Genomic DNA, 16,686 nt, shown 5'->3' with positions numbered 1-16,686 from the left:
ATTATGTATCTTATTTAAAACTATAACTAAAAAAGAACCTAATACAATTTGTACTAAGTCCTTAAAATAATCCCTAGAAATGTTTATTCTTTAAATTATTATAATTTTCTTTATTGTGCTTTTTCTTATCAGTTAATTCTTGTCCAACTTTATTTTTCTTATCTTTATAATTTAAATATATTTAGTTTTAAATTTATTATCTGCTTTAAAAGTCTCTAACTTAATGCTGCAAGCTTATTTCTGTGTATTTCTAATTTTCTTTTTCTGCTCATCATATACTTTCTTATTCGTAAAAATGCATAAGTTCCAAAAATCACAGTATAAATTATAATGTCATTTATATGTTTATCAAGCTTTCCAGAATATAATACCATTACATGAATGTATATCATTCCAAAGAATACATAGGCCATTCTTTGTATCTTCTTCCAAGTAGATGCCTTCATTTTATTTCTTACACATCTAAAAGATGTTATAAAAAGTGGTAACATAATTGATATCATACCTATAGTCAATAATGCAGCTATTAATTGTAACTTAGGTAATGATTGTGGATTTAAAAATAATTTTGGAAAATAATATATTCCATAAACTATATTATGTCCTAAAGTTGAAATACATGCTATTATAGACATTTCTCCTCTTATGCTAAACATTTTTTTTGCTATTGTAGTATTTTTCTTAATTGCTCCTAAATACATAACAATAATAAATGTTGCAGTTGAAAAAGCACCTCTTTTAAATGGACCTATAAGATATGTCGTAATCCATTCAGGATATACTTCATACATTTTTACTCTATAATAATAGATTATAAATCCTGTTAAAATAATCATTAAAATATAAAAAATCCATGATTTTTTCTTTATCTGTCTATTTAATATTAAATAAAATATCAATGAAAATAATAGTGAGATAATAAGTATCATTTTAATCCTCCTTTATTTTAATTATTTGCCTAAATAATACTCTATTATAATATCATTACACCATATTCTAGTCAATAATAATTTTCAATTGATATTTTTTATCATTTTCATTTTATATAAATTAAATATTTTTTAATCCTTTATAAATACTTCTCAGAATTATCTATAATGTCTATTTGACTGGTAATTTCACTTCAAAGATAGTTCTATTATCATCACTATAAGCTTGTATAGTACCATTATGTAATTCTATAATGTTTTTTGTTATAGCTAATCCTAAGCCAGACCCACCTATACTACTATTTCTTGATTTCTCAACTCTATAAAATCTATCAAATATATATGGTAAATCTATTGATGATATTGACTGACCATAATTTATAACTTGAACTACTGCCATATTTTTTTCAATTTTTGTTATTACATCAACATAATAACCGTCTTTTCCATATTTAATTGAATTAGATAATAGATTTTCAAATGCTCTAACTAATTTTCCTGCATCTGCATTTATTATTAACTTATCTTTTGAAAATTTAATTCTAGATTGCATATCTGCACTGTTAAATTGACATTCAAAACAAGCAACTACTTGACCTAATAATTCAACTAAATTAATATCAGTTTTATCTAAATTAATAGTATTATTTTGCATTTTAGTAAGTTGAAACAATTCATTTATAAGAAGATTTAAGCTTTTAGATTTTTCGTATACTATATTAACATAATATCTAAGTTCTACCTCATCTTTATACTTATCATTATCAATAAGCTCCAAATATCCTATTATTGAAGTTAATGGAGTCCTTAAATCATGCGAAACATTAGTTATCAAATCATTTTTAGTTTTTTGTGCATTTCTTTCCGCTACTGTTATATCTTTAAGTTGTCTTGATATGTTGTTTATATTTTCTGCTAACTTTTTCATATCTCCTTCTGACTCAATTTCTATTATTCTATCCAAATCACCATTAGACATTGTTTCAGTTTCATCTATAATAGCTATAAGATTCTTAGCTTTTCTAGAGGTTATCATAAAATAAAATACTGTAAATAATATTGTTCCAATTATTATATTAAAATATTCAACACCTAATTCACGTCTAATTTCTCTTACAAACTCCCAAAAATAAAAAATAAAATTACTTCCAGTATTTATATATAAATAACTTAATACTTTCTTAATTATATACGCTATTATAAGGCTTAATATTGAAGCTATTAATATTTCTCCTAATGATATTAGATAATATTTGTATAATTTCTTATTTTTCAATTTTATACCCAACTCCCCACACAGTATGAATTACCTTACTACCTTCCATATATTTTTCTATTTTATCTCTAAGCCTGCTCATATGTACCATAACAGTGTTATTTGATTGATAATATCTTTCTTTCCACACCTTTTCAAAAATTTCTTCTGCACTAAAAACTCTTCCTTTATTATTAGCTAATAAATATAAAATTTCAAATTCTCTTGCTGTTAAATCTATTTCTTTATCATCTATTGTTACCTTATGTTGTTTCTTATCTATAATCATTGATTCAATTCTTATTGTATCATCTGAAATTTGAATTTTACTATTAAAAAAATACGTTCTTCTAAGTAATGCTCTTATCCTAACTGTAAGTTCTAAATGATTAAAAGGCTTACATACATAATCATCTGCACCAGTCATAATACCTTGTATCCTATCCATATCCTCTACTTTTGCACTTAGCATAAGAATTGGTATACTATACTTTTCTCTTACTCTTTTACAAACTTCTAAACCATCCATATCTGGCATCATTATATCTAAAACCATTAAATTAACTTCTTCTTTTTCTAATATTTCTAAAGCTTCTTTTCCACAACTTGCCTTAAGCACATTATATCCTTCATTTGTAAGATTTATTTCTAATAAATTTCTAATTTCTTTTTCATCATCTACTACAAGAATATTATTATTCATTTTTCTCTTCCCCCCTTAAATTATCCAATTATTTACCTAAGTATTCTTCTAACGTAATTTTATTGTTATAAATATATTTAGCAGCTTCTTTCCCAACATATCTAATGTGCCAAGGTTCATATTCTATATTCGTTATATTTTTCTTTTGCTTTGGATATCTTATAATAAAACCAAATTTATAACAATTTTGCCCAAGCCACTCTGCTTCTTTTGTTCCTTCTACAAAATATTTATCTTTATTAGTAATATCAATACATAACCCAGTTTGATGTTCACTAAACCCTGGTTTGGCTACATATGCATCTGCAAGAGCTTTTCCTTGAGATCTTACTCTATTATTATAAACATTTTTTTGAGAATCATAAGATCTATATCCCGAATTTCCAAATAGTATTATTCCTTCTTTTTTAGCTGCATTGACCAAGTTTTCTAACGGATTTACAATAATTCCTGCTACATGTTTTTCTTCATGATCTGAACTATCTGAAAATGGTATATTAGGTATACTTAAATTTTTTGGTATATAGTCTGAACTTAAACCATTGTTTTTATTCACTAATAACTTGTCTGGTTTTATATTATCACTATTTACTTTTAATGATTTATCTTTTTCATCATCTAAACTAAATTCTGATCCTATAACACTTAAACTTACCAAATTTGGCACTGTATCTTTTACCATACTGTAAAATCCACAAATTATTATTATTATCATTAATGTAAACTTTTTAAATCCTTTTTTCATATTTTCTACTTCCTTTCTAATATCGTAACTTTATTGTAGAAAATAGAATTTACAAGAATTTTAAAAAATTCTTACGAAATCTTAAGTTTATAAAAATCAAAATATTTAACTTGAAATAGCGTTTATTGGTTAATATAAATCTTATAATATTCATAAATGATATTACTAATCATTATAGTGAGAAACTTATATAGAAAATTTATGATATATATTTAATACAATATCAACTTTATAATTTGATCTATTTTATTTAAACTCATATGATATAATTAAAGAAAATAATTTCTTACTTATTTAACATTTTAAGGAGGTTATTCATTTGGAAATAATTTTAGGTGTTTTAAGTATTATCTGTACTATTGCAGTATCTATTTCTTTTGGAAATATGCATAAATCTTATATCAAAAATCATTCACAAAATTAAATATAAAAAAGCACCTCTAATATATTAATCTAAAATCAATATATTAGAGGTGTTTTTGCTTATCATATTTATTTTTAATAAAATAAAACTTTATCTTTTAATTAATTTGTTACTATTAATAAAAACGTGTCAACCAAGCTAATTAAGATACTTTATTTTTAAGTCTTAATTTATCAGCGATAATAGCGATAAATTCACTATTTGTAGGCTTGCCTTTATCATTGTGGATAGTATATCCAAATAGTTTATTAATAGCTTAAAGCCTTGATAACACTAGGTTTTCTTTATATTAAAATGTAAATTAAACTTTATATTAATTATATGTTTTTACTCATAATATATTGGTTTAATCTTAAAATTCTTTATTGCTATAATGATATACCTTTTTTACACTGATTGTCAATAATTGTTTATTTAATTTTTTTAGAAATTTCATCAATTTTATCTTCTATTATAGTTATTTTAGTGTCCATATTAGATATTAAAGATTTATTTGTTAATACTAATTCACTATTTGTTTGTGTTACTTTATCTAAAGTTAAAGATATTTTATCCCACATTTTATAAATAAAAAATCCCATTACTATACAACAAGTAACAGGAAATCCAAAAGTCTGTATTAAATTATTTATATCCATTTATTTTACCTCCTATCTTTTACTTACTATTATTACTTTACTTGCAACCTTTTTATCTCCTACATACGCATATAAAGTAAATTCAGTATCACTATATAACGGATTACCATATAAAGTTATTGTTCCATTATCTTGACTAATTACCTTAACAGTATCACATTGAATATCAATAGGATCAATTTCTAATCTACTATTATCAACCATAGGATTTATTGTAAAAGTTGCTTGTGTTTTTTGTTTAAATTTATCTATACCATCAATTTTATAATCTATTTGGGCAGTCGGTTTCACGTTTACGTGAACTGTTTTGGTTATTCCTTCCCAGTTTATTGTAATCGTAGTAGAACCCTCCTTTATACCATTAACTAATCCATTTTCGCCACAATTGGCGATTATACTATCTGCAATAGTATAATTACAAGTAACGTCTTTTACTTCAATTCCATTTTTCATATAAATTGGATTTAGTTGTATGGTAGAACCAACATCTAAACTTATATCATTCAAAATGATAGTGTATTTATCTACCTTTTCTTCGATTATATTATTAAATTTACAATAAACCTTATATATATTAGGAATTGTATTATCTATACTAATAACTTTATAATAAGCGTTATTCCAGTATATATATTCATCATATTTAATTTTATCTAACATTATAAATAAATATTCATCCTGCAATTCAATCATCATATTGTTACTTTGTACAGCTTGATTTTTATATTTAACTAAGGCTTTCTTATTATAATCTATAGAGCTATCTGTATGAATATTTATTGCAATAGGTTGTCCATAATCTTCTATGGATTTTTTTATTACATTATATATACTTTTATTATTATCCATTCTTAAACCTCCTATCTATTAAAGAAGATTGGTCTTATATTGCCTTGTTTTTCTTCTTGCTCCTCTTTTAAATCTAATATTTTTTTGTTTATATTGTATATTCTAGTATTTAAGTATTTACTAGCTTGGTCTATAGAAGTAATATCTTTAGTATCAATTTTTCGCATGATATCAACATCATTTGCAAGTGTTTCCAAAATAGAAACAACTGTTTCTAGTAAATTGACTTGGTTATCTTTTTTAACATACACTCCTGTAGCAAGTAAGTTATTTTCTTCTAAAAATACTTGGTATTCTGTATCGGTATAATATTCTTTATTGGATAATTCTAGTTTTAATCTTTCTAAATTTGTCATGTTATCATTCCTTTCATTTTCTAATATTTTCTATTTATATTGGTAAAAAGTGGATTCCGTTCAGTCGGCGAATTCCCATACAATTCTCACCCCTAACGCTACGCTTTCTTATTAGGAACTTATACATCTGATTATATCTATAATAACCATAGGTAAAGTATCATTGTGTCAATTACCATAATCATTGACTACAAATAAGACAAAAGAAAAGGACTACTAAAACGTAATCCTAAAAGATAGATATAACTGATATATTTAATTTTCTTTTTTTAATTGTTTTTCAATATTCTCTACTCCAGATTTAATATCATTTAAATGATTGTCGTTCCAACTAGTATTAGTTTGAATACTAGAAACTTCTTCTAATATCCTTTCTAATAATTCAATAATTCTATCTTCTTTATTCATAAATTTCATCCCCTTTATAGAAAATAATTCTATAAAAGTATTATGTATCCTTTATTTAAATATATTTTCTCTATGATATTTTATATATTTTATATTTTCTTTTTCAAAGTGAATTTTAATATCATGTGTTAAGGCTAGTATTTTCATATTTTCTTTATTTATTCTTTCAGATATAATTATATGCCCATTATTGTTAAAACTTATATATCCATTATCATATAAACCATCATGTTTATTACAAAGAAGTAATCCATTATATTCATCTATACCTTCTTTATAATTGCAATCCTTGAATGGTTTTGAATGACTAGCTTTTAACAAATCAGCTATATTCAAACCACATATTTGACAACATTTATACTTATTAATTAATTTTTTTCTAAATGGACTCTGTGTTGTTCTCACTTTAACGGTAGCTTTTCTAAATTTTTTCTTCATATTTATTACAGTATTTTCTCTTTTTTTCATTTCAGTTTTATGTGCTAATAAAATTTCTTGATAAAATTTTTCAAATACTATTTCTTCTAGTAAATTATCTTTATTACTTGGATCTCCAAAAGACCAACATAAATACCACATTATACAAGAAAATACTGATACATCTTTAAATATTTCATATTCATCAAATACTTCACTTATAATAAGTTTACTGATATGTTGATAACAACAAGTATCCCAATCATATTTTTTCCTTACAAAATTTAATAATAATTTATCATTCTTTTTTCCGTTTATATATCCTAAATTTTTAAATAGTTCTAAATACTTTATATGATTCCCATACATTTCTCCATTTTTATTAAAAGATTTATTACTATAACTTTTCCAAATACATTCTTCCCAATTTAGACTACACATACAAAACTTTTCTATCATATTATTTGTCCTTTCATCATTAGTATATTAATATAGTATTGTATTAAATTATTAAGCGTTCTCAAGTTTGAGTATGGTATATAGATATTTATTGAATTAGTAATAAATTGGTATTATAATAAGAATTAAACAAGTACAAAGAATATTTTTAAGAAGATAAGAGCCACTAACTCTTATCTCCTATTTAGTTATTTAAATATCTTATCTATTATATTGTATATCAGGTTAAACAATACATTTAAGATATTTAATATTGTTAATAAGAAAGTGAGTTTTAACATTTTATATTGTAACTCTTCTTTCTTATCCTTCTTCTTTTGTACTTGTTTTTTCCTTGCCATTTACTTTAAAGACAACACCTAAATACCTCTACTTACCCCCCTAATAATTTTTTATCAAAGTTGTAATTTGACTCTATTTTTTACTGTTCTAAATTGTTCTTATTTATCCCATATTGTACCCATTCCATACCTAGATTATCCCATATTGTCCTTTAAGAACATTTTAAAATTAAAAGCTATTTTTATCTGTGGGTGGTTTTTGTATTAGATAAACACCCTCAATTATAAAAGGGGTAATGGACTTTTTACACATTTTTAAGCAAAATTATTTCCCAACCTTAATATTGCTGGGACTTTTTTCACCCCTATTATAGTATGATTTATTTCGGGAAATAAAATTTTTCCGTAATTGGATTTCACTAAATCAATTATTTTGTGCAACCGTTATTTGATACCATATAAGGCTGTAAGTATTGATTTTACTAGGTTTATAGAGTTATGAGTTGACTTTGTAATAAAACTCACATAATTTCGTATTAATATTGCATAAAATTAATGAATAATTCATGTATAAAAGAGCAAATATACACTATTTTTTGTATAAATATTCTTTTATTATTTCCTTACTTTTTAGAGTATTTTGAGTTGTTTAATTGATAATAATTATTATTTGATATTTATTCTGTATTAGTTATATCTGTTCATTTTTTGAACTATATAACCTAAAATATTGTTTATATTAGTGTAGTATAAAATATGTGTATTTATTGATATTGATTATCATTGAATAACCACACATTAATTACTACACTAATACTAAGTACAATTTTGTACCCATTGCCAATCCTTTTAAAAGATTAGCCTTTAAGCTCGGTGAACTCTTTCCCTAGTTATTCTCTATCAGTTCCATTAGAACCATTAGAATTATTCTTTATTCTTTCCAATTCCATAACCTTATCTGTTGTTAATGGACTTTGTTCTATAATACTTTCCTTGCTTATAGCTTCCATATTAAACTGTTTTGTAAGATTATCTAATAATTCACTTGCATTTTGTGGTCTGCTATAATTAAATGTTACATTAATATATTCTTCTTTACTTTCTTCTTTTATCAACTTCCTAATAACATTAAATCTTTTGTTTAATCCTTCTCTCATAACTCTTTCATTTAACATAGCGTATACATCTGCTAAACTATACAACATCTTTAAACTAACTTCTGATACGTTAGCTATATTACCATTACCACCTAATATAGAAGGTAAATAACTACACATATTTAAATTGTTTTGAATAGTATCTAAGTAATATTTGATAGAGTTATAATCCATTTCACTATGAACATACTTCATATCTCCACCACCTTCTAGTGTAATATTGTAACCAACGCCATCGGCATCCATACTTCCTTCTGTATTTACTTGCCCCATACTAATTAATAATGGACTTAGAGATAAAGTATATATACTATCCCCCATCTTAGATAATAAGTCCTCTATCTCGTCTAGTATTGGTATTATATTAACAAGTAAGCCTTCTCCTTCCCTATAATCATAATCATTTACAGTTTTATAATGTATAGGTAGTCCACTAATATTATTATATTGTTCTGTTATATGTAGTGTTCCTCCTTCGTTGCTCCAACAAGTAACACTCTCCTTTGTATAAATATTATAATAACTAATATGTTCTAAATTGCACCAATATTCTATAAATGCAATATATTCTCCTGTATCTGAATAAACTGGATATGCACATTCATTTCCTATTATCTTACTTGTAATATTATCTCCATCTTTATATATGTATTCGTAGCTATCTCCAAACTTAATTAATTTATCTGCAATACTAAAATCTATATTATTATAGCCCCCATAATTGTATATGTTTTGCATTTCTTTACACAGCTTTTCACTTCCAGTTAAACTAATTGGTTTGCCTAATAAATATGTACTGTGAAAATTACAAATAGTCTTTGCATTATTTAATATTAGCTTTTTAACCTTATATTCTTGTTCTTTATATTTAATATCCTTCCTATTTAATACTTTATGTTGTCCATGGAGATAATTTATATTATCATATGTTTTAGCAATTCTAGTCGCATTATTACCTTTCTTTACCTCCTCTGTAAACCATAATGGATCATTCTTGTAAACTTTTTCTATATATTTTTCTAATTTCATCTTATCATTTCCTTTCTATTTATATTTCTATCAAAGGAGGATTATCCTCCTTTGATTTTTCTTTTGTGTCCGAAAATCTGACGGTAGTTTTTAAATCTATTGGTTACTAAAATTTTAGTATGTAATTTCCTTTAAGGAATTTAAATAATTTATTACTCCCCAAATTGGACACTTATGTCGAATTTGAAAAGCGACAAGCTTAATTTTAAGCCATTGCAAATTCTTTTAGAGAAGGTGAAATTCCCCTTGAGTGATTATTTAGCTATTGAATTAACAATAAATTGGTAATATAATAATATTAAAGAAGATATCTTCGTGGTTGGTGATATCTTCTTTAGATGTTTAGGTTTCTTTTTAAAACAAACTAAAAAGGATTTTATAGGAAGGAGGAATATTTCCTCCCTATAAGTTAGTGTTTAATTATCTTATCAAACAGTGTGAATAAGCCATTTATAATTGTTATAATAAGATTAATTATTGTTAAGAATGTAAGAAATGAAATCTTATCTTTCTCAACTTTTCCTTTTTTAGTTTGTTTTTTGTTTTTCAATAATAAATTGTTGGTTGCCCCACAATTTAGTACCTATCGACAAGATTGTCGATTCCTTTAACGTGTCGTTCTCTGCGACACTAGATTTTAAAGACGAATTGTACAACCATGCGTTTAAACACATCACTCTTCATAATGACGAGTGTCCAAAATTGTCTAGTCCTTCTATGTATTTCGGAAAAATCCGAAAAACATTCGCCTTAAAGGCGAATACCTATCTCCATTTATAATAAATCCTAGACTTAACTCCACTTAATGCAAGTGCTAACGACATTACTCCGTCATCGTGATAGCCGTTCATAGCTCCCATAGAGTTATTGTCTTTTATTTCAAATACCTTCATTTCTTCTAATATATCTATAGAGTTTATACAAATTTGTCCTTTATCAAAGCACTCAACTAAATCATTGATAATAAGCCCTTTCGTCTTAGAATTAGTATCAAAACCAACTCTCCATTTAACTCTATTAAATTCATCAAACGCCTTGTATTTAGCCATATTGACGTATTTATAAGTATGTTTTAATCTCTCTATTACTGTATTACCTGCCGAAGCTGTTTCTATTGTTACATACGCTTTATTATAATATCTTCCAATCTCGTTTATACATTCTGCAAATGCGTAGGCTTTTATCTTATTATCCTTAAACATAGCAACTTCTTCTCCATCTCTATTTAATACAACAAAGCAAGAATAGTCTTTCCCTACACCCTCAGAACAATCGACACCAATATAATACTTTTCACCCTCTTTTGGTTTTTTGTACATAAAAAAAGACTTACCATAATACTTCTTGCATACTGGTAAATCATTTATTTCAGATTTCTTTAAATATTTATCTTTATTTAATTGTAATACTCTTAAAACATTAGTTATTCTTTCATTGTTAAAGACAGAATGTCCACTTGTTATAAATGCCATACTATCAGTTAATGGAAATTCTTGATTAAAAGCCTCTACTGAACTATTTTGTATTTTCATCCTACGCCAACACAATATATCAAGTGTCATTCCTTCAATTTTAAGGAGGTCTTTTTCTTCCCCCGTTAAATCTTCTGTGCCAAAATCATGTCCATTTATATTTTTAAATATCTTTTTATACTTCTTATATTCATCTAAGAACATACATGAAGTGTCTATGTAATTGTAGAAAAATCCTTTATATGCGTTCTCTTGCTTTTTAGCCTTATTATATAATATGTTATAGTGGTTTAATCCGTTGGCTGTACTTTCTATAATTAAGTTACCATTAGCTTGAATAGCTTGTTCAATAGCAAGTAATTGTTTTTCGGCTATATCACTTTTAACAAATGCAAATTCTGATATATGACATAGCTTCAATGTATTTCCTCTTGATTTGTCTGTATGTCCCATCGTGGAACAACTAATAATACTACCATTAGATAATTGTAACTCAGCTCTGTTATTCCTTATAAGTTTTAATTTTATTGTACTTGGTAAACTATTATATATATTCTTTAATTTATTAAATATTGCTCTTGTAGATTCATCATTATGTGATAACATCATGCACGTTGAGTTTGGTTGAGTTACTGCATAATAAATAGCTAGTCCACATATAGCAACACTCATGCCACCTTGTCTAGCTTTTAAAATAATATTATAACTATCTAAATTTTTAATAAAATCTTTCTGCATTGGATTTAATATAAATGGTACTACTTTCCCATTCTTATCTGTTATCTTTAAGAAATTTTGTATCCATAAGACTGGATTATTCCATACTTTTTTTAATTTCTCTGCATTATTCACTCAAGGACACTCCCTCCATCAGTTGCTCTAATTCATTTAATTTATCTCCAAAGAAATCAGACTCAGAAAACTTAACTATCCAATTTGCACTATTTACATCGCCCTCTAAAGCCTTTTCTAACATTTTGTTATATATCTGTACTAAATTAAAATCCTTTTGTAGCTTGGTTACTTCAATTAAAGCTTTTTGTATATCTTCTCTATCTAAATAATTTTTAATTCCTTCATCATATGTACATTTAACACCTATATTTTTACTTACATTGTCCCATTCATTCTCCTTTGCACCATCAAGATACCATTTTACAAAGTACCATAATTTTTTATTATCTAATATATCAATAACATTATTTTGTATTGTATTAGTTTTCTTTGCCATTTTTAATCCTCCCTTGAATATCTTCACAATTTTTAATATATTTTTCATACATTTTATTCATTTCTGCATTTACTAAAGCTAATTCTATACCTAGTTTTTTATCAATTTTATAAAATTCTTTATTCCTTTTAATTTTATTTCTTAAAGATATATCATCCATTACAAGTAATACAACTCCATATACAATTAAAATATTTATTAAATTTATCATAATTCATCATTTCCTTTCTATTTATATAATTTATTATTTGCTTTGGTTCTTTAGCAACAAGGATATAATCAGTAAGACTCCAAAACTTGTTTTTAGTAAGTCGAACTATTATTCCTGTAAAGAACATAGTACAATTTTGCACTTTCTAATTGTTCATACCCTTAGTCAACCCTGCAAGACAGGGACGCCCTGAGGGCTTTGCCTTATCCTCCAAAGTCGGATAATTATATTTTTTTATTTTGTTTTTAATAGGGGTACTTTAGTTACCTACTAATAATATATATATTAGTCGGTAAGCGTTGTACTCCTATTATTTATGTACTAAATTAAATTAATAAAATAATTTTTTATGTTTTTGTTATAAACTTCTTTTATTAGTTTTACTATGTCTAAAGATAATTTATATCCTTTCTTTAGTTTGTATTTTCTAACATAATATACAAATTTATCTTTTATAACTTCTCGTCTTATATTCATACTATCTTCTAACATTTCTAATTCTTGTTTGTTTATTTTATCTATTTTATATTTTTGTACAGATTTAGTTTTATAATTTGCTATTTTTAAATTTCTAGTATAAGAATTGTATTCCCAAACATCTGTATTCCTATAAGTTTCCCCAGTATCTTCCCAATAATCTATAGATATATACCATTTACCCTCCTTGGACAGAATATTGTTCTCTACCATAGCTTTATCCCATTTTTCTATTGTTTTTCTACTAACTCCAACTAACTTACTTAATAATTCTGTTGTAAATGGTCTTTCTAAATTTGCAAGTCTATATAAATAATATTTACAAAACTTTTCAAATTCTCTAGTTCCAAACATATAGAATATAATATTATTTAGTATTTCTTTATTATTATTTTCTTGTTCTAATTCATAGTAAACTTGTCTACCTTCTTTAGTTTGTCCTAATAATTTATATCCTCTATCTTGTAGCCTTTGTTCAAGGAGTCCTCTTTTCTTTATTTGTTTTAGATTATTTATATTTACTCCTAATATATCCATTAATTCTTTATTGTTTATTTTCATAAATTCTCACCTTTCATATTTTTGACTTTAACTTACTTTTACTTTAGCCTATAAAACTAACAACACCACTACTTCTATAGGTTAATGCAATATTAAATATCTTTTTATTATATTTATTCTCTAATTGCTCCTTGCTGTAGCTTGTATCAAAAATTCTACTCTCTAAAGTCCTTTTTAAATTAAATTGTTGTTTTGGTAGTTCCATATTAAAACCCCAAATATCAGATAGTTTGTCTAAATCTAAATTAGTTTCTAAATACCCATCTTTATTTACCCATATGGATTTATTTTTATAATATTTTTGGTCAAATTGTTCTATTTCTTTTAAATTCTCTTGTATAAAATCACTTAAAAAATCAAATCCTAACAAGTGTAAATTCTTTTTTCCTTGTTCTATAAATTTAGAATTTTTAAATGGTTGATATAATCCATCTATCCCACATAAAGCAATCAATTCATCATGTGTCCAGTTTTGGATCTTTACCTCGTAATAAGATAACATTGTAATAAATGTACTTATACAAAACTTTTGTGTATAATTGTTCTTATTTATGTTATTTACAAGATTCATATTTGCACTTAAAGTATTATAATTAGTTTCGTGGTTTCCTATATGCACCACATGATTATCCCACGCTTTAACATTTTTATTTATACTAAAATCTAATGCGATTGTATTTTTAGTTTTATTAGTTGCATTATCTGTATTGTAAAAATATTGTTTTCCTGTCTTTTCTCCGTAATATCCTTTATAAGCTCTATCTTTAGAACTATTAATAAAATACTCACATTCACGTCCATAGTTCAATTTTTGCATTTGATAACACATAAAAGCGTCTATATCATCTGACATTATTAATTGGTATTTTGTTTCGGTGTCTTCGCACCAAGCTGGAAATTTGTCTTTTATCTCTTTTAACATAATTAGATTTAATTAATCTAACTATCATTTCTTTAATATTTTTAATTTTTATAATTATTATTTTCATAATTTTTACTCTCCTATTTCTTATTTATTCAGGTCTTTCTGAAGGACTTGAAATCTTCTTATTTATTCTCTCTAACACCTTTTATTATGAATTTATTCCTTTGTTTCCCTTTAACACTCTCTCCTAAACGTACATATTGTACATTTAAAGAAAGATAGATAAATTAATTAAAATTCACCTACCTTTCTATTCTTTATTATTTTTATTTATTGTTTTGAGGTCGTTTAAAACGTCCTGTAATCTACCTTTTTTCTTTTCTTCTCCTAGTTTATAGATAATATTTAATATTTCTTCTAGTCTTTCTGTTGTTGCTCCAACATTACCGTTATTATTTTCAATCATGGAAATATAATTTCTACTTACTCCTAATGCGTCTGCAACATTGGTCTGACTAAGTTTATAAATTGTCCTAGTATAAGCTATCCTTTCCCTAAGTGTCATTTCTCCATTCACCTCCTTTGACCGTATTCAAATTTGACTTCGCTTTAATTACACTTTGCATTAAAAAATAAGGTAGGTTCAAAGCGAACCCACCCTTTAATTAAGCTATTGTTTTCCTAACTACTGTAACACCATCTTTTTGGATAAGACCTATTATAAATATTTCATCCGCTAATACTTTTGTAGCCTTATCCTCACCTTCTCTTTTTAGTTCTATATCAATACCGTCTTTCTTATCTTTAAAACCTAATGCACCCTTTTTAAGTATAAAAGTAATACATTCGTTTTTTGTAGTGTCGTATGTGCCTACATCAGATAAAACAACTGGTACACCTCTGAATAGTCCTACTACACCATTTCTAATAATTCCATTATTATTCTTAGAATATGTAACATCTGTAGATACAAAACCTTTCATGTCGTAGAAACTTGGTAATAATCTACTATTTACAATAATTGCATCAAAGCTATCTGTATCTTGTTCATCTCCCCATAATGCAAAAGCTCCATGTAATTCCTTTTCTGTTATAGCGTCTGCATTTGCTGTAGCAAACTTATTAACTGTATTTGCTAATATATCTGCTACAGTTTCTTTATCTCTAGCCCTTGCAAATATTCTAGCTTGTTGCATTACTGCATTTTCTAAAAAGTTTCCTTTTCCTGTTAAAGCGTCTATATCGTATACTAAAACACCTTTAGAATAATGTTTAATAGTTTTCTTAGTAGAATTTTGTCTTAATTCTTCTACCTTTATTTTTCCACCTCTTTCTAATATCTCTGCTTCTCCTAATGCACAAAATTGAGGAAATGTTATAGAGTCCCCTTCTTGTGCAAAGTTGTCTAATTCTCCTAAATCCTTTGCATAATTAGATATTTTAACTAATCCTTTTACTTTTTCTGTAACCATTCCTGCGTAAACTTCTGGTACTATAATGTTTGTTTCCATAATATAAATTCCTTCTTTCTAAATAATTTTTTGTATAATAAAAAGCTCCCCTTAAATTAAAGGAAGCCTTATTATTTGCTTAATATATCGTATAATTGTTTATTTGTATTATATAAATTTGTTCTTTCCATTATTCCCATTTTATTAAAATCCTCCTTTGTAATGTTTCCACCAATAGGATTATGGTTAGTTGGTTTATAATTATTTGTTTGTTTATTTATGATATCTGCAAATTCTGTTAAATAAGTTTCTAAATCTTCTACCCCTTGCGTATTTAAATACGTTGCTAGTTTAGAGTTTAAACCCTTACTTTCTAAATTTTTAGATAGTTCAAATTGCATTTTTTCCTTTTTAAAATCTTCTATTTCTTTTTTATATGCAAGTTCTTCTTGGCTAACTTCTTTGGGAAGTTTACCTTCTAATTCTTTAATTTGCTTATTATACTTGGTTCGGATCTTATCACCTTCCGATTGTAAAATATTTTGCACTCCTGTTAATTGTTCTTCTGTTAAATTTAATTCTGTTAATTCCATGTTTATATCTTCCTTTCTTTTAGTTTATAGCCTGTATAAGCCCTCATATGAGTTCAAATGACTATACCCTAGTATTTATACCTTTTATATATAAAGCTCTATATGAGCCTTTAAACGCACTTTAAAGCCTATAATTTTATTGTGTATAGGCAACACTTTAGAAGTCCAGTACACA

At 25.6% G+C, this 16,686-nt stretch carries 18 protein-coding genes and 1 pseudogene; all 19 read right to left on the bottom strand.

Annotated elements, in window-relative coordinates; translation table 11 throughout:
- Window positions 1-215: 215 nt before the first annotated feature.
- Entirely contained in the window at window positions 216-929 is a 714-nt protein-coding gene (locus KYD98_RS12820) for a ferric reductase-like transmembrane domain-containing protein (protein WP_219780445.1), read from the bottom strand.
- Between the two features lie 172 nt (window positions 930-1,101).
- Window positions 1,102-2,205: a sensor histidine kinase gene (locus tag KYD98_RS12815; protein WP_219780444.1), complete on the bottom strand. Its 1,104-nt coding sequence runs from the start codon at window positions 2,203-2,205 to the stop codon at window positions 1,102-1,104.
- Window positions 2,195-2,887: a response regulator transcription factor gene (locus KYD98_RS12810; RefSeq protein ID WP_219780443.1), complete on the bottom strand. Its 693-nt coding sequence runs from the start codon at window positions 2,885-2,887 to the stop codon at window positions 2,195-2,197. Before KYD98_RS12810 ends, KYD98_RS12815 begins: the two co-directional genes overlap by 11 nt.
- A gap of 28 nt (window positions 2,888-2,915) precedes the next feature.
- Window positions 2,916-3,632 (bottom strand): M15 family metallopeptidase, encoded by a 717-nt coding sequence (locus tag KYD98_RS12805; RefSeq protein WP_219780442.1) that lies wholly within the window; start codon window positions 3,630-3,632, stop codon window positions 2,916-2,918.
- 566 nt (window positions 3,633-4,198) lie between these two features.
- Window positions 4,199-4,312: pseudogene (locus KYD98_RS12800) on the bottom strand (sporulation initiation factor Spo0A C-terminal domain-containing protein); the annotation flags it as partial.
- Window positions 4,313-4,466: 154 nt separating this feature from the next.
- Window positions 4,467-4,694, bottom strand: coding sequence for an iduronate sulfatase (locus KYD98_RS12795; RefSeq protein ID WP_219780441.1), 228 nt, complete (start codon window positions 4,692-4,694; stop codon window positions 4,467-4,469).
- Between the two features lie 12 nt (window positions 4,695-4,706).
- On the bottom strand, window positions 4,707-5,543 hold the full coding sequence (locus KYD98_RS12790) for a hypothetical protein (protein ID WP_219780440.1): 837 nt from the start codon (window positions 5,541-5,543) through the stop codon (window positions 4,707-4,709).
- Window positions 5,544-5,554: 11 nt separating this feature from the next.
- Window positions 5,555-5,899, bottom strand: coding sequence for a hypothetical protein (locus KYD98_RS12785; protein ID WP_219780439.1), 345 nt, complete (start codon window positions 5,897-5,899; stop codon window positions 5,555-5,557).
- A 255-nt stretch (window positions 5,900-6,154) separates the two neighbouring features.
- Window positions 6,155-6,307, bottom strand: a complete 153-nt coding sequence (locus KYD98_RS12780) for a hypothetical protein (protein ID WP_219780438.1) — start codon at window positions 6,305-6,307, stop codon at window positions 6,155-6,157.
- Between the two features lie 51 nt (window positions 6,308-6,358).
- Entirely contained in the window at window positions 6,359-7,183 is an 825-nt protein-coding gene (locus tag KYD98_RS12775; RefSeq protein ID WP_219780437.1) for an HNH endonuclease, read from the bottom strand.
- A gap of 1,171 nt (window positions 7,184-8,354) precedes the next feature.
- Window positions 8,355-9,650 (bottom strand): phage portal protein, encoded by a 1,296-nt coding sequence (locus KYD98_RS12770; protein WP_219780436.1) that lies wholly within the window; start codon window positions 9,648-9,650, stop codon window positions 8,355-8,357.
- 764 nt (window positions 9,651-10,414) lie between these two features.
- Complete coding sequence (locus tag KYD98_RS12765; protein WP_219780435.1) at window positions 10,415-11,974, bottom strand: phage terminase large subunit family protein; 1,560 nt, start codon at window positions 11,972-11,974, stop codon at window positions 10,415-10,417.
- Window positions 11,967-12,353: a hypothetical protein gene (locus tag KYD98_RS12760; RefSeq protein ID WP_219780434.1), complete on the bottom strand. Its 387-nt coding sequence runs from the start codon at window positions 12,351-12,353 to the stop codon at window positions 11,967-11,969. Before KYD98_RS12760 ends, KYD98_RS12765 begins: the two co-directional genes overlap by 8 nt.
- Entirely contained in the window at window positions 12,337-12,564 is a 228-nt protein-coding gene (locus tag KYD98_RS12755; protein WP_219780433.1) for a hypothetical protein, read from the bottom strand. Before KYD98_RS12755 ends, KYD98_RS12760 begins: the two co-directional genes overlap by 17 nt.
- Window positions 12,565-12,885: 321 nt before the next feature.
- Window positions 12,886-13,602 (bottom strand): hypothetical protein, encoded by a 717-nt coding sequence (locus tag KYD98_RS12750; protein ID WP_219780432.1) that lies wholly within the window; start codon window positions 13,600-13,602, stop codon window positions 12,886-12,888.
- Between the two features lie 43 nt (window positions 13,603-13,645).
- Window positions 13,646-14,524, bottom strand: coding sequence for a hypothetical protein (locus KYD98_RS12745; protein ID WP_219780431.1), 879 nt, complete (start codon window positions 14,522-14,524; stop codon window positions 13,646-13,648).
- Between the two features lie 253 nt (window positions 14,525-14,777).
- Window positions 14,778-15,032 carry a helix-turn-helix domain-containing protein gene (locus KYD98_RS12740; RefSeq protein ID WP_219780430.1) on the bottom strand — a complete coding sequence of 85 codons (255 nt, stop codon included), beginning with the start codon at window positions 15,030-15,032 and terminating at the stop codon, window positions 14,778-14,780.
- Between the two features lie 100 nt (window positions 15,033-15,132).
- Entirely contained in the window at window positions 15,133-15,978 is an 846-nt protein-coding gene (locus KYD98_RS12735) for a phage major capsid protein (RefSeq protein ID WP_219780429.1), read from the bottom strand.
- Window positions 15,979-16,049: 71 nt separating this feature from the next.
- Window positions 16,050-16,511 (bottom strand): hypothetical protein, encoded by a 462-nt coding sequence (locus KYD98_RS12730; RefSeq protein WP_219780428.1) that lies wholly within the window; start codon window positions 16,509-16,511, stop codon window positions 16,050-16,052.
- Between the last annotated feature and the right edge of the window lie 175 nt (window positions 16,512-16,686).

This window comes from Clostridium weizhouense (assembly GCF_019431045.1).
GTDB classification, from domain to species: Bacteria; Bacillota; Clostridia; order Clostridiales; family Clostridiaceae; genus Clostridium; species Clostridium weizhouense.
This window is presented reverse-complemented; position numbering and strand designations above follow the sequence as displayed.

What these genes read in the sequence shown, in the direction of transcription:
- KYD98_RS12810 (WP_219780443.1), bottom strand. Translation starts at nt 2,887, where the DNA reads ATGAATAATAATATTCTTGTAGTAGATGATGAAAAAGAAATTAGAAAT.
- KYD98_RS12760 (WP_219780434.1), bottom strand. Translation starts at nt 12,353, where the DNA reads ATGGCAAAGAAAACTAATACAATACAAAATAATGTTATTGATATATTA.
- KYD98_RS12790 (WP_219780440.1), bottom strand. Translation starts at nt 5,543, where the DNA reads ATGGATAATAATAAAAGTATATATAATGTAATAAAAAAATCCATAGAA.
- KYD98_RS12775 (WP_219780437.1), bottom strand. Translation starts at nt 7,183, where the DNA reads ATGATAGAAAAGTTTTGTATGTGTAGTCTAAATTGGGAAGAATGTATT.
- KYD98_RS12745 (WP_219780431.1), bottom strand. Translation starts at nt 14,524, where the DNA reads ATGTTAAAAGAGATAAAAGACAAATTTCCAGCTTGGTGCGAAGACACC.
- KYD98_RS12740 (WP_219780430.1), bottom strand. Translation starts at nt 15,032, where the DNA reads ATGACACTTAGGGAAAGGATAGCTTATACTAGGACAATTTATAAACTT.
- KYD98_RS12780 (WP_219780438.1), bottom strand. Translation starts at nt 6,307, where the DNA reads ATGAATAAAGAAGATAGAATTATTGAATTATTAGAAAGGATATTAGAA.
- KYD98_RS12820 (WP_219780445.1), bottom strand. Translation starts at nt 929, where the DNA reads ATGATACTTATTATCTCACTATTATTTTCATTGATATTTTATTTAATA.
- KYD98_RS12750 (WP_219780432.1), bottom strand. Translation starts at nt 13,602, where the DNA reads ATGAAAATAAACAATAAAGAATTAATGGATATATTAGGAGTAAATATA.
- KYD98_RS12755 (WP_219780433.1), bottom strand. Translation starts at nt 12,564, where the DNA reads ATGATAAATTTAATAAATATTTTAATTGTATATGGAGTTGTATTACTT.
- KYD98_RS12795 (WP_219780441.1), bottom strand. Translation starts at nt 4,694, where the DNA reads ATGGATATAAATAATTTAATACAGACTTTTGGATTTCCTGTTACTTGT.
- KYD98_RS12735 (WP_219780429.1), bottom strand. Translation starts at nt 15,978, where the DNA reads ATGGAAACAAACATTATAGTACCAGAAGTTTACGCAGGAATGGTTACA.
- KYD98_RS12730 (WP_219780428.1), bottom strand. Translation starts at nt 16,511, where the DNA reads ATGGAATTAACAGAATTAAATTTAACAGAAGAACAATTAACAGGAGTG.
- KYD98_RS12805 (WP_219780442.1), bottom strand. Translation starts at nt 3,632, where the DNA reads ATGAAAAAAGGATTTAAAAAGTTTACATTAATGATAATAATAATAATT.
- KYD98_RS12770 (WP_219780436.1), bottom strand. Translation starts at nt 9,650, where the DNA reads ATGAAATTAGAAAAATATATAGAAAAAGTTTACAAGAATGATCCATTA.
- KYD98_RS12785 (WP_219780439.1), bottom strand. Translation starts at nt 5,899, where the DNA reads ATGACAAATTTAGAAAGATTAAAACTAGAATTATCCAATAAAGAATAT.